Annotated in this window: 21 protein-coding genes; 12 read left to right on the top strand and 9 right to left on the bottom strand. The window is 66.5% G+C overall.

Going from position 1 to position 23,207, the window contains the following annotated elements:
• Positions 1–30 precede the first annotated feature (30 nt).
• The 4 genes from ACFWCF_RS19065 to thiD form a co-directional block, all read right to left on the bottom strand.
• The gene (locus tag ACFWCF_RS19065) at positions 31–1,149 is read right to left on the bottom strand and encodes a hypothetical protein (RefSeq protein ID WP_378564565.1); all 1,119 of its coding nucleotides are present in this window, start codon (positions 1,147–1,149) and stop codon (positions 31–33) included.
• Positions 1,150–1,153: 4 nt separating this feature from the next.
• Entirely contained in the window at positions 1,154–1,444 is a 291-nt protein-coding gene (locus tag ACFWCF_RS19070; RefSeq protein WP_378564568.1) for a hypothetical protein, read from the bottom strand.
• On the bottom strand, positions 1,441–1,761 hold the full coding sequence (locus ACFWCF_RS19075; protein ID WP_378564571.1) for an SAV_915 family protein: 321 nt from the start codon (positions 1,759–1,761) through the stop codon (positions 1,441–1,443). Before ACFWCF_RS19075 ends, ACFWCF_RS19070 begins: the two co-directional genes overlap by 4 nt.
• A 115-nt stretch (positions 1,762–1,876) precedes the next feature.
• Positions 1,877–2,668 (bottom strand): bifunctional hydroxymethylpyrimidine kinase/phosphomethylpyrimidine kinase, encoded by a 792-nt coding sequence (gene thiD / locus ACFWCF_RS19080; RefSeq protein ID WP_378564574.1) that lies wholly within the window; start codon positions 2,666–2,668, stop codon positions 1,877–1,879.
• A 110-nt stretch (positions 2,669–2,778) separates the two neighbouring features.
• Here thiD and ACFWCF_RS19085 point away from each other — a divergent pair, with 110 nt between their 5' ends.
• The 11 genes from ACFWCF_RS19085 to proB all read left to right on the top strand — a co-directional run bounded on the left by ACFWCF_RS19085 (position 2,779) and on the right by proB (position 17,546).
• Complete coding sequence (locus ACFWCF_RS19085; protein WP_378564577.1) at positions 2,779–4,770, top strand: S9 family peptidase; 1,992 nt, start codon at positions 2,779–2,781, stop codon at positions 4,768–4,770.
• Complete coding sequence (locus ACFWCF_RS19090) at positions 4,767–5,357, top strand: hypothetical protein (RefSeq protein WP_378564580.1); 591 nt, start codon at positions 4,767–4,769, stop codon at positions 5,355–5,357. The genes ACFWCF_RS19085 and ACFWCF_RS19090 overlap by 4 nt, the downstream gene beginning before the upstream one ends.
• A gap of 47 nt (positions 5,358–5,404) precedes the next feature.
• Entirely contained in the window at positions 5,405–8,074 is a 2,670-nt protein-coding gene (locus tag ACFWCF_RS19095) for a valine--tRNA ligase (RefSeq protein ID WP_378564583.1), read from the top strand.
• Positions 8,071–9,510, top strand: a complete 1,440-nt coding sequence (locus ACFWCF_RS19100; RefSeq protein WP_378564586.1) for a bifunctional folylpolyglutamate synthase/dihydrofolate synthase — start codon at positions 8,071–8,073, stop codon at positions 9,508–9,510. The genes ACFWCF_RS19095 and ACFWCF_RS19100 overlap by 4 nt, the downstream gene beginning before the upstream one ends.
• Positions 9,511–9,638: 128 nt before the next feature.
• Positions 9,639–9,968: a DUF4233 domain-containing protein gene (locus ACFWCF_RS19105; protein ID WP_378489993.1), complete on the top strand. Its 330-nt coding sequence runs from the start codon at positions 9,639–9,641 to the stop codon at positions 9,966–9,968.
• A 17-nt stretch (positions 9,969–9,985) separates the two neighbouring features.
• On the top strand, positions 9,986–10,405 hold the full coding sequence (gene ndk / locus ACFWCF_RS19110) for a nucleoside-diphosphate kinase (RefSeq protein ID WP_378489939.1): 420 nt from the start codon (positions 9,986–9,988) through the stop codon (positions 10,403–10,405).
• Positions 10,406–10,793: 388 nt separating this feature from the next.
• A complete protein-coding gene (locus tag ACFWCF_RS19115; protein ID WP_378564589.1) occupies positions 10,794–14,003 on the top strand; it encodes a translation initiation factor IF-2 N-terminal domain-containing protein in 3,210 nt (1,069 codons plus the stop codon).
• A gap of 225 nt (positions 14,004–14,228) precedes the next feature.
• Positions 14,229–14,540: a 50S ribosomal protein L21 gene (gene rplU / locus ACFWCF_RS19120; protein WP_378489937.1), complete on the top strand. Its 312-nt coding sequence runs from the start codon at positions 14,229–14,231 to the stop codon at positions 14,538–14,540.
• A 36-nt stretch (positions 14,541–14,576) separates the two neighbouring features.
• Positions 14,577–14,840 carry a 50S ribosomal protein L27 gene (gene rpmA / locus ACFWCF_RS19125; protein WP_378489936.1) on the top strand — a complete coding sequence of 88 codons (264 nt, stop codon included), beginning with the start codon at positions 14,577–14,579 and terminating at the stop codon, positions 14,838–14,840.
• Between the two features lie 134 nt (positions 14,841–14,974).
• The gene (gene obgE, locus ACFWCF_RS19130; RefSeq protein WP_378564594.1) at positions 14,975–16,432 is read left to right on the top strand and encodes a GTPase ObgE; all 1,458 of its coding nucleotides are present in this window, start codon (positions 14,975–14,977) and stop codon (positions 16,430–16,432) included.
• 13 nt (positions 16,433–16,445) lie between these two features.
• Positions 16,446–17,546: a glutamate 5-kinase gene (proB, locus tag ACFWCF_RS19135; protein WP_378564597.1), complete on the top strand. Its 1,101-nt coding sequence runs from the start codon at positions 16,446–16,448 to the stop codon at positions 17,544–17,546.
• Positions 17,547–17,633: 87 nt separating this feature from the next.
• Here proB and ACFWCF_RS19140 read toward each other — a convergent pair whose 3' ends face one another.
• From ACFWCF_RS19140 to ACFWCF_RS19150, 3 genes are read right to left on the bottom strand one after another with little or no spacing between them, the layout of a single operon-like run.
• Positions 17,634–18,479 (bottom strand): Sir2 family NAD-dependent protein deacetylase, encoded by an 846-nt coding sequence (locus ACFWCF_RS19140; RefSeq protein ID WP_378564979.1) that lies wholly within the window; start codon positions 18,477–18,479, stop codon positions 17,634–17,636.
• A gap of 39 nt (positions 18,480–18,518) precedes the next feature.
• Entirely contained in the window at positions 18,519–20,057 is a 1,539-nt protein-coding gene (locus tag ACFWCF_RS19145) for an ATP-dependent DNA ligase (RefSeq protein ID WP_378564600.1), read from the bottom strand.
• Between the two features lie 51 nt (positions 20,058–20,108).
• Positions 20,109–20,714 carry a phosphoribosylanthranilate isomerase gene (locus ACFWCF_RS19150; RefSeq protein ID WP_378564603.1) on the bottom strand — a complete coding sequence of 202 codons (606 nt, stop codon included), beginning with the start codon at positions 20,712–20,714 and terminating at the stop codon, positions 20,109–20,111.
• Between the two features lie 130 nt (positions 20,715–20,844).
• Here ACFWCF_RS19150 and ligD point away from each other — a divergent pair, with 130 nt between their 5' ends.
• Positions 20,845–21,810, top strand: a complete 966-nt coding sequence (gene ligD, locus ACFWCF_RS19155; protein WP_378564606.1) for a non-homologous end-joining DNA ligase — start codon at positions 20,845–20,847, stop codon at positions 21,808–21,810.
• Here the strand turns inward: ligD and ACFWCF_RS19160 are convergent.
• Together ACFWCF_RS19160 and ACFWCF_RS19165 are read right to left on the bottom strand one after the other, a co-directional pair.
• Entirely contained in the window at positions 21,804–22,742 is a 939-nt protein-coding gene (locus tag ACFWCF_RS19160; RefSeq protein WP_378564609.1) for a D-isomer specific 2-hydroxyacid dehydrogenase family protein, read from the bottom strand. The two genes, ligD and ACFWCF_RS19160, sit on opposite strands and share 7 nt — an antisense overlap.
• Before the next feature lie 63 nt (positions 22,743–22,805).
• Positions 22,806–23,207 (bottom strand): ectoine synthase, encoded by a 402-nt coding sequence (locus ACFWCF_RS19165; RefSeq protein WP_378489924.1) that lies wholly within the window; start codon positions 23,205–23,207, stop codon positions 22,806–22,808.

Genomic DNA, 23,207 nt, shown 5'->3' on the forward strand with positions numbered 1-23,207 from the left:
ATGACCCTCAGCAAGTCATATTCTTGCAGTTCAGAGCACCTTTCTTTGTGAGCGACACAGGCCCCCTGCCGATTCGGCGTGAAAGCACGAGGCTAATGTGAGGTCGCCGAGGTCCGATAATGCGCTACCCGCTTCTCCCAATTCGTTGCCCCCAGCCTTGAGCGCGCTCATGATGCCTCCCGAGGAGTCTTCGTAGAGATGGTCGACCCCGCCTGAAGCGATGATTCCGACCACAGTCCCGGCCAGTGCACCTACAACGGTGCCGCCGAAGGGAACGATCGACCCGGCGATGGCTCCGGCTGCGATCGAAGCCGCGAGGCCAGCGGAGTTAGAGACCACGGCCTGCTCGAGTGATTCTCCACCGCCGTAGTAGTCGATACCGACACCGGCAACGAGACTCAGCGCTCCCGTACCGACGGCCAGCCTTCCCGGAATATCGGCCAGCTGCGCATGTTTCGCGGTGGTAGCGGCAAGGTCGTCGGCGGTACCTTGAGCGGCTCCGTAGAGTCGGCGCACTTCGTCGTACGGGGTGCCGTCGGGGAGGTCGAGCACAAACTGCATCGACTGCAGAGAGTGCCGCGTGAGGCCGTCGGCCCGTTCTGTGAGACCTTGCACCGTTTTCTTCAGATCTGCGGTCAGGTAGTCGAGCACGGTGGTGGTCGTGAACGACGCGGCCCACGCTTCACTGGCCCATCGGTTGGCGACGGCTGCCACCTCTCGCGCCCAGCGCGCGTGCACGTCCTGAGCTGCGGCTGCGGCGTCGCTGTATGCGAGCAGGACGGTCTCGTCCGATTGGGGAGCCGGATCGGCAATGGTGTTGCACACCACGGACAAACCAGCGGTTGCGGCGCGGTCGCAGATATCGGCCATCTCGGCCAGCACCGAAGTGAGTGCGGCAGCGATCTGATCGAAGTGGCCTGCAGTGTCGAGAACTCTGGCCTGGAAGGCATCGATGGAGTGGACCAGGCTGGTGGCCTCGCGCAGGAATGCCTCGGACGCATCACCGTCCCATGCGTCGCCGGCGATCCGACGGGCGGCGGCTGCGTCGTCCCCTGCGCTCTCGACAGCTACTGCAAGACTTCGGCGGAGCCAATCTCCTATGCGGGAGATGTCGACGGGATCGCCGTCGATGAAGGTGTCGATCGGCATCGGTTCAGTCGTCGCTGTCGGACCAGGTGGTCACGAGATACGTAGCGGTGTCGTCGTCGGTTCTGCGGTATGCCGCGGCACATCCGCCGAGTACCACCGCGCTCGAGCCGAGTGTCTGTACGAGACCGGCGAGGTCTGACGCAGCGTGGGCGAGCATTCCGGTGAGCGGGGCTGTCGCGGCACCGGCGCGCACCGACTCGGGGACATGCTGACCGATGTCGGCTGCTGCATGCGCGGCCGCTTCGTATCGTGCTGCGGCACGATCGAGTTCATCGGGGACGGCGCGCAGGGTCATAGCGACTCCTGCTGGGCGGGCGTAGCCCAGTTGTCGTGCGCGCTCCGACGTTCGTTTTCGGGGATCTCGATGTCGAGCAGAAGCACGTCCCACCGGTACGACTGGCGTAGTCGCGGGAGCAGAGAGGCGGGAACGACAAGCCACGGTTGTGAGTCGCCGCAGCAGGACAGAAGGCGATCGAGCGCCGTGTAGCCGAGTAGTGCAATGCGCCCGTCGCTGAGATATCTCAGATCGACGACGGCATCAGCAGGGTCGGAAACTCCTTGTGCGCAAGGAATATACAGATACGGCGGCAGTGCCGGTGGTGCGTCGGTCACGACGATCCCCCCATGATCGTGTCGGTAAGCGTTCAACCCCCCAGGTCGAACACGTCGGCGCCGACAGTATCAAGATCGGTTCGTAACCCCGCCGGCGACTCCTGCACGGGTGCGGCTACGCGCCCTGCCAGACCGTATCGAACGGGGTGTGCGCCGACACGCGACCCTTTATGCCGTTCGTGACGAAATCCTTTGCGGCCTTGACTGCCTCGGCGACCTCGGTGCCCTTCGCGAGCTCTGCCGTAATAGCAGCCGCCAGCGTGCACCCGGCCCCGGACACACGCTCGTTCCCGACCTTCGGCGCGGACAGGAGGGTGACGGTCTCGCCGTCGAACAGCACATCGACAGCTTCGTCGCCGGGCAGCTCCACGCCGCCCTTCGCCACGACGTACTTCGGGCCGAGATCGTGGATACGGCGAGCCGCCTCGGTCAGGTCTTCAATGGACTTGATGGCGTCCATTCCCGACAGCGTCTGAGCTTCGAACAGGTTCGGAGTGATCACCGTCGCGTGCGGCAGGATCTGCTGGCGCAATGCGTTGTCGGTGTCGAGTGCAGCGCCGGGTTCCTGCCCCTTGCAGATCAGCACCGGATCGAGCACCACGTGCCGCCAGCGGGATTTGCCCAGCCCCTCCGCGACGACGTCGATGGTTGCCGGCGTGCCGAGCATGCCGATCTTCACGACGTCGAGGTCGTGTGCGGACGTGGCGGCCTCGATCTGATCGGCGATGACCTCGGCGGGCACCGGGAAGAAGCGGTGTCCCCAGTTGTTCTTCGGATCAAAGGAGACGATGCACGTCGCTGTTCCGACGCCGTACACCCCGAGCTGCTGGAACGTCTTGAGATCGACCTGCAGGCCTGCGCCGCCGGTCGCTTCCGAACCGGCGATGACATATGCGAGATCGACCACTGTACGTTCTCCGTTCGATATCGGGGAGACGAAACCCGAACTGTTCGTCGAACGACCAGGTTACAACCGGCGGCCGGACGCCCGCCGATCGCGTCACTAAGGTTCTCGGCATGACCGCCTTCCAGGACCTCGACGACTACCTTGCTCTACCGCGTGCCACGACTCTCGTGATGTCGCCGGATGGCACCCGACTGGTCCTTGCTCAATCGACCCTCGACGACACGGCGACGTCGTTCGTCGGTGCACTGTGGGAGATCGACCCCTCGGGCGGCGAATCCGCACGCCGGCTGACTCGCGGAGCGAAAGGGGAGTCGAACCCGACGTTCACTGCGACCGGCGATGTCCTCTTCACCGCGGTCCGGAGAGAGGGCGACGAGCCGGCATCGCTGTGGCGACTTCCCGCTGCCGGTGGTGAAGCCGAGCAGGTGGTTGCTCGAAAGGGCGGTGTTGCAGGAGTGCATTCCGCCTCCCATGCCGACCGGATCGTGCTCGCCGCGAACGTGCTCGGTCACAGCGACACCGACGACGAACGTGTCCGCGCCGCACGCAAGGACCGCAAGGTCTCGGCCGTGATGCATACCGGCTACCCGGTGCGGTACTGGGACCACGACCTCGGCCCGGACCGCCCGCACTTTCTCACTGTCGGCAATGACGACGAGCTCACCGACCTGACACCCGGTGTCCGGAACTCGCTGCGCAACGCACAACTCGACGTCGTCGCGGATGGCTCGTTCGCCGCGTCGACCTGGGTCGTGGCCGGGCCCCTCGCCTCGCGGCGCACGACCCTCGTGCGGATCGACCTGGCCACCGGGCTGCGTACCCCGCTCGTCGACGACGAGACCGGCGACGCGACACACCCGACGCTGTCGCCGGACGGGACCAGGCTCGCATATCTGCACGAAGCGCTGAGCGATTCGGACACACCGCCGCGGATCACCCTGCGAATCCTCGACACCGCCGACGGGATCACCACCGTCGAAGCACGCCACTGGGACCGCCGTCCCACGTCGATCGCGTGGCTGCCCGACGGCAGCGGTCTGGTCCTCACCGCGGACGAAGACGGCCGCGCACCGATCTTCGTCCTGCGGTCCGGAGCCGATCACCCCGCGCAGCTCACCGGCGACGACGCCGCATACACCGATGTGTCTGTGGCACCCGATGGGACGGTGCTGTATGCGCTGCGTGCGTCCTACGAGGCACCGCCGCATCCTGTGCGTGTCGCGCTGACCGGCCCCGACGCCGGAACGGTGACCCTGCTCCGGGCACCCGCTGCGCTGCCGGACCTGCCGGGACACCTCGTCGACGTCACTGCAACGGCCGACGACGGAACTCCCGTGCGCGGCTGGCTCGCCCTTCCGGACACGGCCACGGAAGACGCACCGGCACCCCTGCTGCTCTGGATCCACGGCGGGCCGCTCAGCAGCTGGAACACATGGTCGTGGCGATGGAACCCGTGGCTGCTGGTCGCGCGCGGCTACGCCGTGCTGCTGCCCGACCCGGCGCTCTCGACCGGATACGGCGACGACTTCATTCGCCGCGGCTGGGGCCGATGGGGCAAGGAGCCCTACACCGACCTCATGGCGATCACCGACGCGGTCGAGACTCGCCCCGACATCGACGCCGAGCGCACCGCAGCGATGGGCGGATCCTTCGGCGGCTACATGGCCAATTGGGTTGCCGGACACACCGACCGCTTCCGAGCGATCGTGACACACGCGAGCCTATGGGCCCTCGACCAGTTCGTTCCCACCACCGACGTTGCGTGGTACTGGCAGCGTGAGATGACCCCCGAGATGGCCGTCGAGAACTCGCCGCACCTGTTCGTCGCCGACATCGTCACTCCGATGCTCGTCATCCACGGCGACAAGGACTACCGCGTCCCGATCGGGGAAGCGCTGCGCCTCTGGTACGAACTGCTCGACGAATCCGGTCTGCCCGCAGAGGACGACGGCACCACCGCCCACCGTTTCCTGTACTTCCCGAGCGAGAACCACTGGGTGCTGAGCCCGCAACACGCCAAAATCTGGTACCAAGCGGTCGAAGCGTTCCTGTCCGAACACGTCCTCGGCACTCCGATCGAACTGCCGGAGATCCTCGGGTGAGTCCGAGCACCCGGACAGGGTCGTCGCGTGAGCGCACTCCGACGCCGCGCTGGTGGCGGATCGGCGTGTGCGCTGTATTGCCCGCTCTGGTCGGTGCGGCATGTGCGGTGTTGCTGGGCGCGCAGCTTCAACCGGTCACGGCGTTCATCGTCGTGATCCTCGTGGGCTGGGTATTCGTCGTGCTCGGGGCGGTGTGGCTGGTACTGGCGCTGATCCGACTGTGGCGGTACCGCCCCGACCGTCGCCTGTGGATCACTCCCGGAATTGTCGTCGCGACAGCCTTTGTGAGTGCGCTCGGAATCCCGTCGTGGATCGGGTGGCAACTGTCGAGAGGTGCGCTCGAACAGCGCGCGGCGACCTGCGAGCCGACCCTCGAGGACATGCGCGTCGGAATATACGAAGTACACAGGGTTGCTTCCGGACCGGACGGCTGCCACTTCTATACCCGGGGTGGGCTGTTCAACTCGGTCGGAGTCGCACACCTACCGCAGGGAACCGACAAGATCGGGAATCCGAAGGGGGAAGGCGACATCGGCTACCGGCACTTCCACGGCGATTGGTACACATTCACCGCGATAATCTTCTGACTCGGGCCGTGTCCTGGTGATTTGGGTCATCCGCTTACGATTGTCGGGTGACCAGTGCGCCAGAGAACTCGCAGAACCCCGCCGACGCCCTCCCCAAGAGCTGGGACCCCAGCGCAGTCGAAGAGGAGCTGTATCAGGGCTGGGTAGATGCCGGGTACTTCGAGGCCGACCCGACGAGCGACAAGCCCGGGTACTCGATCGTACTGCCACCCCCGAACGTCACCGGCAGCCTGCACATGGGCCACGCGCTCGACCACACGCTGATGGATGCGCTCACCCGTCGTAAGCGCATGCAGGGCTTCGAGGTGCTGTGGCTGCCGGGCATGGACCACGCAGGCATCGCGACGCAGACCGTCGTCGAGAAGCAACTCGCCGCCGACGGAAAGAAGAAGGAAGACTTCGGCCGCGAGCTGTTCATCGACAAGGTGTGGGACTGGAAGCGCGAATCCGGCGGCACCATCCAGGGGCAGATGCGGCGCATCGGAGACGGCGTCGACTGGTCGCGCGACCGCTTCACCATGGACGACGGCCTGTCCCGCGCTGTGCAGACCATCTTCAAGCGGATGTACGACGACGGCCTGATCTACAGGGCCGAGCGACTCGTGAACTGGTCGCCCGTGTTGCAGACCGCGATCTCCGACATCGAGGTCAAGTTCGAAGAGGTCGAGGGCGAACTCGTCTCCCTGCGCTACGGCTCCCTCGACGACGACGAACCGCACGTCATCGTCGCGACCACCCGTGTCGAGACGATGCTCGGCGACACCGCCGTCGCGGTTCACCCCGACGACGAGCGCTACAAGCATCTCCTGGGCACGACTCTGGAGCATCCGATCACGGGCCGACAGATCCCGATCATCGCCGACGAGTACGTCGATCCCGAGTTCGGCACCGGCGCTGTGAAGATCACCCCGGCGCACGACCCCAACGACTTCGAGATGGGCCTGCGGCACAACCTGCCGATGCCCACGATCATGGACAAGACCGGCAAGATCGCCGACTCGGGCACCCGTTTCGACGGTATGGACCGCTTCGAGGCCCGCGTCAAGATCCGCGAGGAACTCGCCGAGCAGGGCCGTATCGTTGCCGAAAAGCGGCCCTATCTGCACAGCGTCGGACATTCGGAGCGGTCCGGCGAGACCATCGAGCCGCGTCTGTCGATGCAGTGGTGGGTCAAGGTCGAAACCCTCGCCAAGGCCGCCGGCGACGCAGTGCGCGACGGCGACATGGTGATCCATCCCAAGAGCCAGGAACCTCGCTGGTTCGACTGGATCGACAACATGCATGACTGGTGCATCTCGCGTCAGCTGTGGTGGGGCCACCGCATCCCGATCTGGTACGGCCCGAACGGCGAGGTCGAGTGCTTCGGCCCCGACGAGACCGCCCCCGAAGGCTGGGAGCAGGACCCCGACGTGCTCGACACGTGGTTCTCCTCCGGCCTGTGGCCGTTCTCCACCATGGGCTGGCCGGCGAAGACCGCCGAGCTCGACAAGTTCTATCCCACCAGTGTTCTCGTCACCGGCTACGACATCCTGTTCTTCTGGGTCGCGCGGATGATGATGTTCGGCACCTACGTCTCCGGTGACGAGGTGCTGGGTGGCGGTGAGGCCGGAACCGTTCCGTTCAAGGACCTGTTCCTGCACGGCCTGGTCCGCGACCAGTTCGGCAAGAAGATGTCGAAGTCGCGCGGCAACGGCATCGACCCGCTCGACTGGGTCGACCGGTTCGGCGCCGATGCCCTGCGCTTCACACTCGCGCGCGGAGCGAACCCCGGCAGCGACCTTGCGGTCGGTGAAGACCACGCCCAGTCGTCGCGGAACTTCGCGAACAAGCTGTTCAACGCCACGAAGTTCGCGCTCATGAACGGTGCGGTCATCGGGGAACTGCCCGCCCGCGACGCCCTCACCGACGCCGACCGCTGGATCCTGGACCGGCTCGAGCAGGTTCGCGCCGAGGTCGACGAGGCATTCGACCGCTACGAGTTCTCCAAGGCCTGCGAGGCGCTCTACCACTTCGCATGGGACGAGGTGTGCGACTGGTACCTCGAGCTCGCCAAGGTCCAGCTCGCTGAAGGTAGCGCCTACGCCGACGGTACCAAGGTCGTTCTCGGCACCGTCCTCGACGCGCTGCTGCGCCTGCTGCACCCGGTGATCCCGTTCGTCACCGAGACCTTGTGGAAGGTGCTCACCGATGGTGAGTCCCTCGTGATCGCGGACTGGCCGGCATCCTCCGGTGTAGCGGCCGACGCCGACTCGTCACGTCGCATCGAGGATCTGCAGAAGCTCATCACCGAGATCCGCCGATTCCGCAGCGACCAGGGACTCAAGCCATCGCAGAAGGTCGCGGCCCGTCTGGTGAGTATCGACGCTGCAGACCTCGAAACCCAGGTTCCCGCGGTGCAGTCGCTCGCGCGCCTGACCCCGCCCGAGGACGGCTTCGATGCGTCGGCATCGATCGAGGTGCGTCTGAGTCGTACCACGGTCACCGTCGAACTCGACACGTCCGGCACGATCGACATCGGCGCGGAGATCGCGCGCCTGCGAAAGGACCTCGCGACGTCCGAGAAGGAACTCGCGGGTACGACGGCCAAGCTCGGCAACGAGGCCTTCCTGTCGAAGGCACCGGCTCCGGTCGTGGAGAAGATCACGAGCCGCAAGCAGATCGCAGAAGAAGAGATCGCCCGCATCACCGCGCGGCTGAAGGAGCTGGGACAGGCGTGAGTGCCGACAATCCGGCGTCCGCAGATCGGCCGGGGGCACCGTCCCCTGTCGACCTCGCGGAGCTGACCCTGGTCGAAGCCGAACTCGACCGGCGCTGGCCCGAGACGAAGATCGAGCCGTCGCTCGCAAGGATTTCCGCGTTGATGGACATCCTCGGGTCGCCGCAGCTCAACTATCCGTCGATTCATGTGGCGGGGACGAACGGCAAGACGTCGGTGACGCGGATGATCGATGCGCTTCTGACCCGGATGCAGCATCGGACCGGTCGGACGACGAGTCCGCACCTGCAGGTCGCCACCGAGCGGATCAGCGTCGACGGCGCCCCGATTTCGCCGCGCACCTACGTCGACACCTACCGCGACATCGAACCGTATGTCCGGATGGTCGACGAGCAGTCCGAGGCTGCCGGCGGCCCGAAGATGAGCAAGTTCGAGGTGACCACCGCGATGGCATTCGCGGCGTTCGCCGATGCGCCCGTCGACGTCGCGATCGTCGAGGTCGGACTGGGTGGACGCTGGGATGCCACGAACGTTGTCACAGGTCAGGTTGCTGTGATCACCCCGATCGGCATCGACCACACCGGGTATCTCGGTGAGTCGCTCACCGAAATTGCGGGGGAGAAGGCCGGCATCATCAAGAAGGCCCCCGAAGACGAGCTCGTGCCCCGCGACACCGTCGCGATCATCGCGCAACAGGAACCCGAGGCGATGGACGTGTTACTTCGGCAGGCCGTCGAGGCCGACGCCGCCGTAGCCCGCCAGGGCTCGGAGTTCTCGGTGGTGCGTCGCGCCGTCGCGGTCGGGGGCCAGCAGATCGACCTGCAGGGACTCGGCGGTGTGTACACCGACATCTTCCTGCCGCTCCACGGCGAGCACCAGGCATTCAATGCCTCGCTGGCTCTCGCCGCCGTCGAAGCGTTCTTCGGCGCCGGTCCGGGTAAACAGCTCGACGTGGACACCGTGCGCGAGGCCTTCGCGTCGGTCGTCAACCCGGGACGGCTCGAGCGGGTGCGGAACGCCCCGACGGTGTTCCTCGACGCCGCGCACAACCCGCACGGCGCCAAGGCCCTCGCTGCGGCGCTGGCCGGCGAATTCGATTTCCGCAAGCTCGTCGGTGTCGTCAGCGTGATGGCGGACAAGGACGTCGCCGGACTGATGGAGGCGCTCGAGCCGGTATTCGACGAGATCGTCGTCACCCACAACGGCTCGCCGCGTGCGATGGATGTCGACGACCTCGCCAACGCTGCAGTCGCGCGTTTCGGTGACGAACGCGTGGTCACTGCTGCGACGCTCCCCGACGCGATCGAGACTGCAATTGCGATCGCGGAGGAGGTCGGTGAGCCAGGTGAAGCGGTGTCGGGAGCCGGCGTCGTCGTGACCGGTTCGGTCGTGACCGCCGGAGCAGCGCGCACACTCTTCGGAAAGGACCCTGCGTGAGCAGCGAAAACCCAGTGTCAGGCGACAACGCCGAGAACCCCGACGACAACACGGTGGGGGAGCGCAGTGCCGAGAGTTCGGAGTTCCTCCCGCCGACGACCGACCCGTGGAAAGGGTTCCGCGGTGTGATGGCAGGCACGCTCGTGCTGGAAGCGATCGTCGTGCTGCTGGTACTCCCGGTGATCGCGACGCTCGGGGGCGGACTCACTGCCGTCTCCACCGGATATGTGGTGGGGCTCGCAGTGTTGATGATCCTCGGTGCGGGCGTCCAAGGACGGTCGTGGGCGATTCCCTTCAACATCGGCCTGCAGGTCCTGGCCGTGCTCGGGTTCCTCGTCGACCTCGCGTTCGGTGCGATCGGTGTGCTGTTCTGCGTCGTCTGGGCGTACATCCTCTACCTGCGTAAAGACATCCAGGACCGTGAGCAACGGGGTCTGCTTCCCGGACAGCGCGGCTGAACCTCTACGCTGTCTCCGTGACTGAGCGGACCCTGGTACTCATCAAGCCCGACGGCGTCGCACGCCGTCATGTCGGAGAAATCCTGTCGCGCATCGAGCGCAAGGGACTGAACATCGTGGCACTCGAACTGCGCACCGCCCCCGCGGACATCGCGGCGGCGCACTACGCGGAGCACGAAGGCAAGCCCTTCTATCCGGGCCTGCTCGACTTCATCACCGGCGGCCCCCTGGTCGCCGCAGTTCTCGAAGGGCCGCGCGCGATCGCCGCATTCCGGCAGCTTGCCGGCGGCACCGACCCCGTCGAGAAAGCTGTCCCGGGATCGATCCGCGGCGACCTCGGACTCGAAGCCGGTGAGAACCTCGTTCACGGATCCGATTCCGTCGAATCGGCCGAGCGCGAGATCGCGCTGTGGTTTCCCGCACTCGCGTCCGCGTAGACCTCCGACCCTTCTGAACGTGCTCGACGGCGCCCTTCGGGGCGCCGTTGGCGTATCTGCGCATGCCTGTGTGGGATACTGAGGAAGGTTGTACCGCACGAGCCCGCGCGGAACGGCCGAAGACATCACGGAACGATGCCCGACATCGCTGTTGCCGAGGAACGCAGGAGATACCTCGCTCGGCCGCACGCTGGATGCACCGGCGCTCGATCTGCGATCAAGCCAGGCACCGCTAGGCCGTGCAGTGAAAACGGGCACCGTACGGCCGAGTGATGCGAGACCGGAAGAACTCGCGCTGACTGCGCGAGTACACAAGCAGCGCCCCCGTGTGGCCGCTCACATCGCCTTCCGCGGTGATGGACGCGCCCGGGGGTCTTAGGAGACTTACGTGGCCGATCAAGAGCCGCAGGAAAACAGCTCGACCGAGGCGAATGCCCTGAACTTGCCCGCGAAGATTCGCGTGCACGCTCTTGCCAAGCTCCTCGGGTTGACCAGCAAACAGGTGATGGCGAAGGCCGCGGAACTCGGTACAGAACTGCGCAGTGCCCACGCGACGCTTCCTCGTGAAGCCGCGGAGGGACTGCACGCCGCGCTGAGCGGTCCGGTGGAACAGGCCCCGGCATCCGAAGAAGCACCTACATCCGAAGAAGTACCTGCAGTCGAAGAAGTACCTGCAGTCGAAGAGACTCCGGCGGTCGAAGGGGTCCTCACGGGCGTCGCCCTCGAGCTCGACGACACGAAGGACGCTGCGGCCACCGAGCCCGTTGCCGTCGCTCCCGTGGGCGGCCCGACCGGGCTGTTCACTTCCCTCGAGCAGAACACACCGCTGTTCGAGATCCCCGAACCCGCGCCCGCTCGGGCGACCGAGCAGGTTTCCGCACCGCTGTTCCTCCAGCCCGAGGTTTCCTCGGCCGAGGAAGAAGGCGAAACACGTCCACGTCGCCGTCGTGCTCGTCGTGGTACTGCCGCACCGGCCGCTGATGCGACCGCTGCGCCTATCGAGGTCACCGCAGACGCCCCGTCGGACACCCCCTCGGACACCGAGGCGACGGCCGACACGACCCCCGAGCCGACCGCTCCGGCCGAGGATCGCGACGATCAGGACGAGCATCCGCGTCGTCGTCGCCGGGGTCGCCGTGGCCGCGGCCGTGGACGCGGCGACAATGCCGAGAACGAGCAGCAGGACGAGGAGGCCACCGAGTCGTCCGACCAGGAGGAGTCCGACCAGGCGCCCGGGGACTCCGATGGTGACGCGGAGGAGACGGCCGCTCCGGCTGCGGAGACCACGACCGAGGAGACCACTGCCGCCGGTTCCGAGGACGGCGAGTCGGAGGAGTCCGAAGAGTCGGAGGACACCTCGGGAGACGGCGCGTCGCGTCGTCGTCGCCGCCGTCGGCGTCGGCGCGGGACCGGCGACACCTCCGAAACCACGTCGGAAGACGATCCGCCCAACACCGTCGTCCACGAGCGGGAGCCGCGCACGAAGGCGCGGGCCGTGAAGGACGAAGTCCAGGGAATCAGCGGGTCGACGCGTCTCGAAGCCAAACGTCAGCGTCGTCGCGACGGTCGCGAGGCCGGCCGCAGGCGTCCGCCGATCCTCACCGAGTCGGAGTTCCTCGCCCGCCGCGAATCGGTCGAGCGCGTCATGGTCGTCCGGGAGAAGGTCGACGGAGCGCACGTGGGTATGACCCAGGTTGCAGTGCTCGAGGACAACATCCTCGTCGAACACTTCGTGACCAGCGCCGGATCGGCCTCGATGGTCGGCAACATCTACATCGGCCGGGTTCAGAACGTGCTTCCCTCGATGGAAGCCGCGTTCATCGACATCGGTCGCGGCCGCAACGGCGTGCTCTACGCCGGTGAAGTGAACTGGGAGGCGGCGGGCCTCGGTGGCCAGTCCCGCAAGATCGAACAGGCCCTGAAGCCGGGCGACCAGGTGGTCGTGCAGGTGAGCAAGGACCCTGTCGGTCACAAGGGCGCACGGCTCACCACACAGATCAGCCTTGCCGGACGATTCCTGGTGTACGTGCCGGGTGGCTCGTCGACAGGCATCAGCCGCAAGTTGCCCGACACCGAACGCAAGCGTCTCAAGGACATCCTCCGCGAGATCGTCCCGGCCGATGCCGGCGTGATCATCCGCACCGCCGCGGAAGGCGTCAGCGAGGACGAACTCGCAAGTGACGTCGCGCGCCTGCAGTCGCAGTGGGAAGCCGTTCGCGAGCACGCAGACAAGGTGCAGTCCGACGGGTCGGGTCAGCCGAAGGCGCTGTACGAGGAGCCGGACCTGCTCGTGAAGGTCGTCCGCGACCTGTTCAACGAGGACTTCTCGAAGCTGGTCATCGAAGGTGAGAAGTCCTGGAACACCGTCGAGAGCTACATCCGGACGGTGGCGTCCGACCTGCTGCCGCGGGTGGAGCGCTATCAGTCGGAGTCGTCGGTCGACGTCTTCGGTGCGCACCGGATCGATGAGCAGCTCGCGAAGGCGCTGGACCGCAAGGTGTGGCTGCCTTCCGGCGGCACCCTCGTCATCGACCGCACCGAGGCAATGACGGTGGTGGACGTCAACACCGGCAAGTTCACCGGAGCGGGCGGAAACCTCGAGGAGACCGTCACCCGCAACAACCTCGAAGCTGCCGAGGAGGTCGTGCGGCAGATGCGCCTGCGCGACATCGGCGGCATGATCGTCGTCGACTTCATCGACATGGTGCTCGAGTCCAACCGTGATCTCGTGCTGCGTCGTCTCACTGAAGCACTCGGACGGGATCGCACCCGGCATCAGGTCTCCGAGGTGACGTCGCTCGGCCTGGTGCAGATGACGCGTAAGCGTCTCGGGACCGGCCTTGTCGAGGCGTTCTCCACGACATGTGAGCACTGCCAGGGACGCGGCATCATCGTGCATTCCGAGCCGATCGAGTCGAAGCCGGCCGAGGACTCCGGGCGTTCGTCGCAGGGTGGAGGGTCGCGTCGCAAGCGTGGTCGCGACAAGAGCGGCCAGCAGGAGCCCGTGGCCGAACCCACGCCCGCATCCGTACCCGAGGTTGCGGCGCCCGCGTCCGACCCGGAGGAAGCTGCCAAGCGTGCGGCGCATCCGGTGGCGCTGGCGATGGCTGCGCACCAGTCTCACGACGACCTTGCCGACGGCGCCGAGACGACCGGAGCGGTCGCGAATGTCGCGGTTGCGGAGAAGCCGGAAGAGCGGCGCTCCGAGGTGCGAAGCGAGTCCGTGGCCGATCTCACAGAGGAGTCGAAGACTCCCGCGGAGCCGGTCCAGCCGGAACGGCGCGAGCGGTCCGAGCCCGTGACGGTCGAGGAGCCCGAGCCTGCGAAGCCCGAGGCCGAGCACACCGAACCGGCTCCGCGCCGTCGGCGTGCCCGCAGGGTGTCCAGGCCGACAGCGGCACCGGCGGACGTGAGCGCAGGTGAGCCCCGGGTGTTCGTGGTGTCCGAGCCCGCGCCTGAGGCTGCACCGGAGCCCGTTACGCCGGAGCAGACAGCGCCGTCGGACGACGGCGCCGCTGCGGCAGAGATTGTCCGACGTCCCCGCCGACGTCGCGCTGCCGGACGGCCTGCAGGGCCGCCGGTCGACGCCCAGGTGTGACCCGGTGAAGCCGGGTCGGCGAGTGCCGACCCGGCTTCGGCCACACCTGGTTTGACCCTGGTAGTCACTTTCCCGTAATCTTGCACAGTCGCTACTCGGCGATACTGCCCAGCTGCGCCTGGATTCAGGAAGAGCGGCGGGACCCGAGTCAGCAGCCACACCAGACCAGTCGTGTCGCAACACTGTGACGCGAGCACGTTCGAAGAAGCAAGGGGTAGCCGTCCGATGGCAACGTACGCGATCGTCAAGACCGGCGGTAAGCAGTACAAGGTCGCTGAGGGCGATCTCGTCAAGGTCGAGAAGATCGAGGGTGAGCCCGGCACGGCTGTCTCGCTTGCTCCGGTCCTCGTCGTCGACGGGTCCGCGCTGACCACCGACAACGATGCTCTGGCCAAGGTTTCGGTCACCGCCGAGATCGTCGAGCACACCAAGGGTCCGAAGATCCGCATCCACAAGTTCAAGAACAAGACCGGCTACCACAAGCGCCAGGGCCACCGTCAGCGCCTGACGGTCGTCAAGGTCACCGGTATCAAGTAACTCGAACTTCGGCTTCACAACCCAGGAGGGTTCGTCATGGCACACAAGAAGGGCGCATCCAGCTCCCGTAACGGTCGCGATTCGAACGCACAGCGACTCGGCGTCAAGCGTTTCGGCGGTCAGTCCGTCAGCGCCGGCGAGATCATCGTTCGTCAGCGCGGCACCCACTTCCACCCCGGTGTGAATGTGGGACGCGGCGGCGACGACACGTTGTTCGCTCTCGAGGCCGGTGCAGTCACTTTCGGCAGCAAGCGTGGTCGCAAGACCGTCAACATCGTCCCGGTCGCGGCAGACGCCTGAGTCAGCCGTCCGATAAGGACACCGCGGGAGCATTCTCGCGACATACTCCCAATAGGGGCGGGCCAGGGTCGCACACCCTGACTCGCCCCTATTGTGTGTTTCATCGGTAGTTTCGCTCGGAGAGAGGTCCACCCATGTCCCGTTTCATCGACCGGGTTGTGCTGCACGTCAGCGCAGGCAAGGGTGGTAACGGCTGCTCCTCCGTCCACCGTGAGAAGTTCAAGCCGCTCGGTGGCCCCGACGGCGGTAACGGCGGTAACGGCGGCGACGTCATTCTCGAAGTCGACGAGAGCGTTCATACGCTGCTCGACTTCCACTTTCATCAGCATGCGAAGGCATCGAGCGGTGCGCAGGGGGCCGGCGGCAACCGTGAAGGTGCCAACGGATCCGATCTCGTCCTCAAAGTGCCTGATGGCACAGTGGTCCTCGACAAGGACGGCCGCGTACTCGTCGATCTGATCGGTGTCGGCACCCGGTACGTGGCAGCGCAGGGCGGACGCGGTGGGCTCGGTAACGCCGCGCTCGCGTCGCGCGCTCGCAAAGCCCCGGGTTTCGCCCTCCTCGGTGAGGAAGGCGAGGAACTCGACCTCGTCCTGGAACTGAAATCGGTCGCCGATGTCGGCCTCGTCGGGTTCCCGTCGGCGGGCAAATCGTCGCTCGTGTCGGTGCTGTCCGCGGCGAAGCCGAAGATCGCCGACTATCCCTTCACCACCCTGGTGCCCAACCTCGGCGTGGTGCAGTCGGGCGATACCACGTTCACTGTCGCCGACGTGCCCGGGCTCATCCCCGGTGCCAGCGAAGGCCGCGGCCTCGGACTCGACTTCCTGCGCCACCTCGAGCGCTGTGCCGTGCTCGCGCACGTCGTGGACTGCGCAACCCTCGAACCGGGGCGCGACCCGATTTCCGACGTCGACGTCCTCGAAGCGGAACTCGCTGCGTACCAGCCTGCACTGTCGGGCGACAGTAGCCTCGGTGAGCTCTCCGAGCGCCCGCGCATCGTCATCCTCAACAAGGCCGATGTTCCCGAGGCTGCCGAGCTCGCCGAGTTCGTCACGCCTGAGTTCGAGTCTCGTGGATGGCCGGTGTTCACGATCTCTGCGGTCAGTCGAGAAGGGCTGCGCCCCTTGACATTCGCGTTGGCGAAGATGGTCGATGAGTACCGCGAGGCACATCCGCCGGCTGTTCCGGCGCGTCCCATCATCCGTCCCATCGCGCGCAACGAGACCGGCTTCAGCGTCGTCGCCGATCCGGACGAGCCGGGCGGCTTCATCGTGCGCGGCACCCGTCCGGAACGCTGGGTACGTCAGACCGCGTTCGACAACGACGAAGCCGTCGGTTACCTCGCCGACCGTCTTGCACGGCTCGGAGTGGAGAACGAACTCGTCAAGCAGGGTGCTGTACCCGGTTGCCATGTCACCATCGGCGACGTCAGCTTCGAATGGGAGCCGCAGACCCACGCGGGTGTCGACGTCGTTCCCACGGGCCGTGGCACCGATTCACGCCTCGACCAGACCGATCGCGTCGGCGCGTCCGAACGTCGCCACGCGAAGAAGGTCCGCCGTGGACTCGCAACCGACGACGACGAATTCTGAACCGAGGAGAACAGTGAGCGACACCCGAGGGGTCATCGCTTCCGCACGCAGCATCGTCGTCAAGATCGGATCGTCGGCGATCACGAGCCTGGCCGGTGGCCTCGACCGTGAACGTCTCGATCAGCTCGTCGACGCCATCGAAGGGCGCATGCGGGCCGGTTCGAACGTCACGGTGGTGTCGTCCGGGGCGGTGGGTGCCGGACTGGCACCTCTCGGCCTGACCACACGACCCCGCGACCTCGCGACCAAGCAGGCCGCAGCGAGCGTGGGGCAGCTTGCCCTCGCGCACGCCTGGGGAACCTCGTTCGCCCGGTACGACCGCACTGTCGGTCAGGTGCTCCTCACCGCCGACGACATCGCCCGACGCACTCAGCATCGCAACGCGCAGCGCACCCTCGACCGACTGCGGTCGCTGGGAGCGGTGCCCATCGTGAACGAGAACGACACAGTAGCGACCGTCGAGCTGCGTTTCGGCGACAACGACCGCCTCGCTGCGCTCGTGTCGCACCTGACCAGCGCGGACGCACTGGTCCTGCTCTCGGACGTCGACGGGCTGTACGACGGCGATCCCCGAAAGGGCGGAGCAACTCTGATCCCCGAGGTCACCAGCCCCGAAGATCTCGACGGCGTCGTGGCGGGGTCCGGCGGTGCGCTCGGTACCGGCGGGATGGCAACCAAGCTTTCTGCGGCGCGGCTCGCCGCCGACTCCGGGGTGCCGGTGCTGCTGGCCGCCGCGTCGGATGCCGACAAGGCTTTGAGTGCTGCTGATGTGGGTACGGCATTCGCTGCGCGTCCCGAGCGTATGTCGGCCCGCCACTTCTGGGTTCGGCATGCGGCCGATACCGTCGGCACCCTGCATCTCGATGCGGGTGCGGTGCGCGCTGTCGTCGAACGCCGCAGGTCGCTGCTCGCGGCCGGCGTGACCGGGATGAGCGGCAGCTTCCATGCCGGCGACGTTGTCGCGCTCATCGGACCGGACGACCACACCATCGCCCGTGGTGTCGTGGCCTACGACCCGAGCGAGCTCGACTTCATGATCGGATTCTCAACGCGTCAGCTGCCTCAGGACCTGCAGCGACCGGTCGTGCACGCCGACGATCTGGTGCGTATCTAGTGCGACACTTTCCCCCAGTCGTGCGGGTTTCCGTTGCCTCACGACCCACGGGAACCCGGGTAACGCGAGGAAAGTTCAGTCATCAGATCAATGCTCGGCTGTAGCACCAGCGCATTCGAGGGCGCTGAGTACCTCGGAGGCGCCCGCATCGACCTTCAGCGTCGCGTGAGTGTCTCCGCGGCTCGGACCCCGATTCACGATCGCGACCGGGATTTCTCGTGCGACCGCGCGACGGACGAAACGTAGCCCCGACTGCACGGTCAGTGAACTTCCCGCGACGAGAAGCACATCCGCTTCGTCGACCAATTCGAAGGCCGCTTCGACACGGGGGCGCGGCACGATCTCACCGAAGTACACGATGTCGGGTTTGAGCATGCCGCCGCACCGGTCGCAATCGACGACGACGAAGTCACTGGTGTCCGCAACGACGGCGTCGGCATCGGGCGCGACCTCGAGCCCGGTGACGGCGTGGGTACGTTCGGCGAAGCCGGGGTTCGCTGCCGACAACCGTTCGTGCAACGTGAACCGCGAGATGCGGTTCTCGCATGCGAGGCAACGAACCTGTGCGTACGTGCCGTGTAGATCGATCACGCGACGACTTCCCGCCTTCATGTGCAGCAGGTCGACGTTCTGGGTGATGACACCGAGGACGGTTCCGCTCCGTTCGAGCGCGGCGAGTGCGCGGTGACCGGTATTCGGCCGTGCCGCGTCCATGTATCGCCAGCCGACGTGGTTACGAGCCCAGTACCGCTGGCGGAACACCGGATCACCGACGAACTCCTGAAACGTCATGGGATTGCGCGGCGGCGAATCGGGCCCGCGGTAATCGGGGATCCCGGAATCCGTCGACACCCCGGCACCGGTGAGGACCGCGACGCGTCGTCCGTCCACGAGCGCATACAACTTCTCGGACGGGTTCGTCACCGTCGTCATCTGACTACCGAACACGGGCCCTCCTTCGCGGCCCCCATGCTATTCCTGCGGTGCCGTGTTCGTGCTCCGGGCGGGGAGCAAGCCCCGGACGGCGTCGATGCTATCGGCGTCGGCGGGAGACTTGTCGGGGCGATAGCGCAGAACCCGGGCGAAGCGAAGCGCGACACCGCCCGGATAGCGGGTGCTGCTCTGCACACCGTCGAGTTCGATCTCCACGACCAACTCCGGTCGCAGGTAGACGGTGTGGTCGTCACGGTGGGATTCGAAGTCCGGAAACCGGGTGGTCTGCCATCGCAGAAGTTCGTCGGTCAGCCCTTTGAAGGTCTTTCCGACCATGATCGGGGGGCCGCCGTTTGGGTCGCGGGCGCCGAGGTGCAGGTTGGACAGGTACCCGGTGCGGCGTCCGTAGCCCCATTCGGCGCCGAGAACGATCAGGTCGAGAGTGTGCTCGGGTTTGATCTTCTGCCACGCGTGGCCTCGGCGACCGGCCAGATACCGTGACGACAGGGACTTGACCATGACCCCTTCGTGACCGTGTTCGAGGGCTGCCTCGAGGTGGGCATGCGCGGCAGCTGTGTCCGGTGAGACCACCGCCGAAACCCGATGCGCACCGGCGACACGATCGAGGGAGGCACGACGTTCGGACAGCGGCAGATCGAGCAGATCGACGCCGTCGAGATGGAGGCAGTCGAAGAAGTACGGACGGAGGAGAAGTTCGCGGGTGCTTCTCGCTCCGAAGCGACTCATGGTCTCCTGGAAGGGGCGTGGTCGCCCGGAGTCGTTGAGGGCGAGTGTTTCTCCGTCCAGAACGACACTGCGGCAGGGTAATCCGGCGACGAGTTCGACGACTTCGGGTACCGACGAGGTGATGTCGCGCAGAGTCCGCGTGAACACCCACACCGAGTCGCCGTCGCGGTGCACCTGAATGCGCGCTCCGTCGAGTTTGTACTCGACGGAGCATTCGCCGGCGAACTCGTCGAGCGCCGATTCGACGGACTCGGCGGGCACGGCGAGCATCGGCCGGACCGGGCGGCCGAGCTCGAGCCGGAAGGCGGACAGGGCGTCGAGGCCACCGGCAAACGCGGCGGCGGCCGCGCGGGGAAGTTGCCCCGAGAGCATCACCGCGCGTCGCACGGCGTCGACCGGCAGTTCCGCGGTGGCCGCGACGGCGTCGGTCATGACCCCTTCCAGCGCGCCCTGTCGGAGCTCCCCGCCGAGCAACTGCACCAGGAAGACCTGCTCATCCGCGGTGGCGCAGGTGAACAGATCCGACAGCAGCTCGCGTCTGACTCCGGTCGATCCGGAACCGGACACACCGGCGATGCGGTCGACGAGAGAGTCGACTTCCGTCACCGTCAGAGTCGGGTGGTCGGCAGGCGCTGCTTTCAGCGTCGTGAGTGTGCGAAACCCCACGCCGATGCGTCCCTGCGGCAGCACACCGGACAACCACGACACCACAGGCTCGACTTCGTCGGTGGTCGCCAGTGCAAGCAGCGCACGCAGAGCCGCCGTCTTGACCTTTCTCGATCGAGTCGCGGCGACCGCGGAGGAGGTCTCGACCACCTGAGCCAACAGCACCGTTCGACGGTATCGCCCGAAGGCGGTCGATGTCGGCGAATGCCTGCAGTGTCAGCGCGCGCCTGCGCCCTTGGCTGCAGCGATGAACCGGCGGATCGCGTCGGAGTCCTTCACTCCGCGCGACACTTCGACACCGCTCGAGACGTCGACACCCCAGGGGCGGACGGCGGCGACGGCTGCGGCGACGGTGTCGGGGTAGAGACCGCCGGCAAGCAGCCACTGCCCGGTCGGCAGTGACGGCAGTGACGCAGGGTCCCAGGATTCACCACTGCCCGGTTTCGGTGCGTCCACCAGCAGCATGTCCTCTCCGAACGCACCCGCAGTCAAAGGCTGAGCGGTGTCGGCGCCCACCGCGCGGATCAGCCGAGCGGAGTGCTCTGCGAGTGCGGTGAAGGACTCGACCGGGTAGTTGCCGTGCAACTGGATCGCGCGGACCCCGGCGGCGTCGGCGAACTCCCGGACCTCCGCGACCGATTGTCCGGCGAACACGCCGACGGTGAGCACGGTTTCGGGTACTCCGGCGGCCAGCTCGGCCGCGCGTTCCGGGGTGACCTTCCGGGGGCTCTCGGTCAGGACGAACCCGATGGCGTCGGCGCCGGCCGAGACTGCTGCCGCAACGTGCTCAGGTTCCCGGAGGCCGCAGATCTTGACGAACATGCACTGAACCCTACGTCGCTGTCGCTCTGCGGTAACCCCGGGCGCTCCTCGATGTCGGCGAATGCCGTGTGCGGAGCGCAGCCACGGGCGACCATGGACTGTGAGGAGGATCGACGACGGGAGTCGGGGAATGGGAGCAGCAAAGGACTCGTCGACGGCTGTCGAGCTGGACGTCGAGGGCCGAACGGTGCGGATATCGCATCCCGAGCGCGTCTACTTTCCGAAGCTCGGGATCACCAAGCTCGATCTGGCCCGGTACTACATGGCTGTCGGCGACGGCATCGTCCGCGCGCTGCGGGATCGCCCGTGCATGCTGCACCGGTTCCCCGATGGGTTGGACGGCGACAAGGTGCATCAGAAGCGGCTGCCGCGCGGCGCACCCGACTGGGTGCAGACCGTCCGCGTGCACTTTCCGCGATACAACCGCGACGCTGACGAATTGTGCGTCACGCATCTCGCCGATGTCGTGTGGGCGGTGCAGATGTCGACGGTGGAGTTCCATCCGTGGAACTCGCGCCGCACCGACGTGGAGAGACCCGACGAGTGGAGGATCGATCTCGACCCGATGCCCGAATGCGACTTCGGGAAGGTGCGACGTGTTGCATCGGTCGCGCACGAGGTGCTCCACGAGCTCGGCGCGGTGGGGTGGCCGAAGACCTCGGGCGGGCACGGGTTGCACGTCTACGTCCGGATCGAACCGAGGTGGGGATTCGACGATGTACGCAGGGCTGCACTGGCTTTCGCTCGGGAGGTGGAGCGGCGTGCGCCCAGGGAAGTGACCACCACGTGGTGGCGCAAGGACAGGGATCCAGCCGCGGTGTTCGTCGACTACAACCAGAACGCTCGCGACCACACGCTCGCGAGCGCGTACTCGGTGCGCGGTGTTCCGGAGGGGACCGTATCGGCGCCGGTGCGGTGGGACGAGATCGACGACCTCGAATCCCGCGACTTCACCATCGAGACGGTCCCCGACCGCTTCGCGAAACTCGGAGACCTGCACGCCGGAATCGACGACGACGCGTTCTCACTCGATCAGCTACTGGAATGGGCAGATCGGGACGAGCGACACAACCCGGAAGAGGCCGAGTCTCAGTAGCCCGCGCTCACATCGATCACCGCGACAGGTTCGACGCCCGACGCGAACCGCGTGATGTTCTCGACCACCCGCTCGACGTAGGCGGGCACCCGCAGGGCCGGGGGATTCGAGTCGTGTGGCGTGATCATCGCATTGGGCAGCGACCACAGAGGGTGCCCGTCGGGGAGGGGTTCGGGGTCGGTGACATCGAGTCCTGCGCCCGCGATCGTGCCTGCCGTCAGGGCGCCGACCAGCGCGTCGGTGTCGATGAGGCTGCCACGTGCGATGTTGACCAGCCACGCGGTCGGCTTCATCGCGGCCAGTTCCTCCGCGCCGATCAGCTGCTCGGTATCTGGTGTGGCCGCTGCGGCGACGACGAAATGATCTGCGAGAGGCCAGATCTCGTCTATCAGCTCAGCAGGGAAGGTCTCGACGGCGCCGGGCACCGGGCGTCCGCTGCGATTGACGGCCAGCGTCTGGGCGCCGAGTGACGCGAGCATCGGGATGAGCGCGCGTCCGATCCCGCCCGCGCCGACGATGCCGATCGTGGCCCCGCGGAGCGTGCCCAGACGCGGATGGAACTCGTCGGGTACCCACGACCTCGCCGCGAGGTGGTGGGGGAGCGCCCGCACACCGGCGAGCAGCAGCATCAGCGCGTGTTCGGCGACCGTTGCGGAGTACGCCCCGGCTGCGGAGGTCCACAGCACCTGCGGGTGCTGCTTGATGACGCCCTCGGTGAGCCAGTTCTCGACGCCTGCGGCGGGAAGCTGAACCCAGCGCACCGATTCGGGAAGGACTGCGGGAAACAGATCCGGCGTGCCGGTCCAGATCAGGCCGTCGGGACTCTCCTCGAAGGGCACCGCGATCCCGCCTCCGCTGGTCACTGCGCGGACGAACATCTCGTCTGGTCGCGGACCTACAGCAATGCGGGGCGAACGCTGAGAGGAGGCCATGGCCTCGACTCTATGCGTCCGTCCCGCATCGGTCACGCTGTGTGACCCCGATTATGGGGACGATCAGGCAGTTTCTTCGACGATGAGCGGGTAGACCCCGTTCTCGTCGTGTACCTCTCGGCCGGTGACCGGCGGGTTGAACACGCAGAGCATCCGCATGCGCGTCTCCGGCTCGACGCGGTGCCGCTCGTGTCCGTTGAGCAGGTACATCGATCCGGGGCCGATGTCGTACACCACATCGTTGTCGAGGTCGCGCAGCTTGCCGGTGCCCTCCACCAGCCAGACCGCCTCGATGTGGTTGGCGTAGTGGAACTCGTTGATCGTTCCGGCCTCGATGGTGGTCTCGTGGAACGAGAATCCGACCTTGTCTCCGGCGAGGACGATGCGCTTGCTGCGCCACTGTCCGTCTTCGGATGTGATGTCACGCTCGGTCCCGGTGATTTCCTCGGTGGTGCGCACGATCAT

This window comes from Rhodococcus sp. NPDC060090, assembly GCF_042729855.1.
Taxonomy (GTDB): Bacteria; Actinomycetota; Actinomycetes; order Mycobacteriales; family Mycobacteriaceae; genus Rhodococcus.

Coding starts and splice junctions, on each gene's coding strand:
- ACFWCF_RS19085 (WP_378564577.1), top strand. CDS start 2,779: ATGACCGCCTTCCAGGACCTCGACGACTACCTTGCTCTACCGCGTGCC.
- ACFWCF_RS19065 (WP_378564565.1), bottom strand. CDS start 1,149: ATGCCGATCGACACCTTCATCGACGGCGATCCCGTCGACATCTCCCGC.
- ACFWCF_RS19165 (WP_378489924.1), bottom strand. CDS start 23,207: ATGATCGTGCGCACCACCGAGGAAATCACCGGGACCGAGCGTGACATC.
- ligD (WP_378564606.1), top strand. CDS start 20,845: ATGGGAGCAGCAAAGGACTCGTCGACGGCTGTCGAGCTGGACGTCGAG.
- ACFWCF_RS19070 (WP_378564568.1), bottom strand. CDS start 1,444: ATGACCCTGCGCGCCGTCCCCGATGAACTCGATCGTGCCGCAGCACGA.
- rplU (WP_378489937.1), top strand. CDS start 14,229: ATGGCAACGTACGCGATCGTCAAGACCGGCGGTAAGCAGTACAAGGTC.
- ACFWCF_RS19105 (WP_378489993.1), top strand. CDS start 9,639: ATGGCAGGCACGCTCGTGCTGGAAGCGATCGTCGTGCTGCTGGTACTC.
- ACFWCF_RS19160 (WP_378564609.1), bottom strand. CDS start 22,742: ATGGCCTCCTCTCAGCGTTCGCCCCGCATTGCTGTAGGTCCGCGACCA.
- rpmA (WP_378489936.1), top strand. CDS start 14,577: ATGGCACACAAGAAGGGCGCATCCAGCTCCCGTAACGGTCGCGATTCG.
- ACFWCF_RS19150 (WP_378564603.1), bottom strand. CDS start 20,714: ATGTTCGTCAAGATCTGCGGCCTCCGGGAACCTGAGCACGTTGCGGCA.
- ACFWCF_RS19140 (WP_378564979.1), bottom strand. CDS start 18,479: ATGACGACGGTGACGAACCCGTCCGAGAAGTTGTATGCGCTCGTGGAC.
- obgE (WP_378564594.1), top strand. CDS start 14,975: ATGTCCCGTTTCATCGACCGGGTTGTGCTGCACGTCAGCGCAGGCAAG.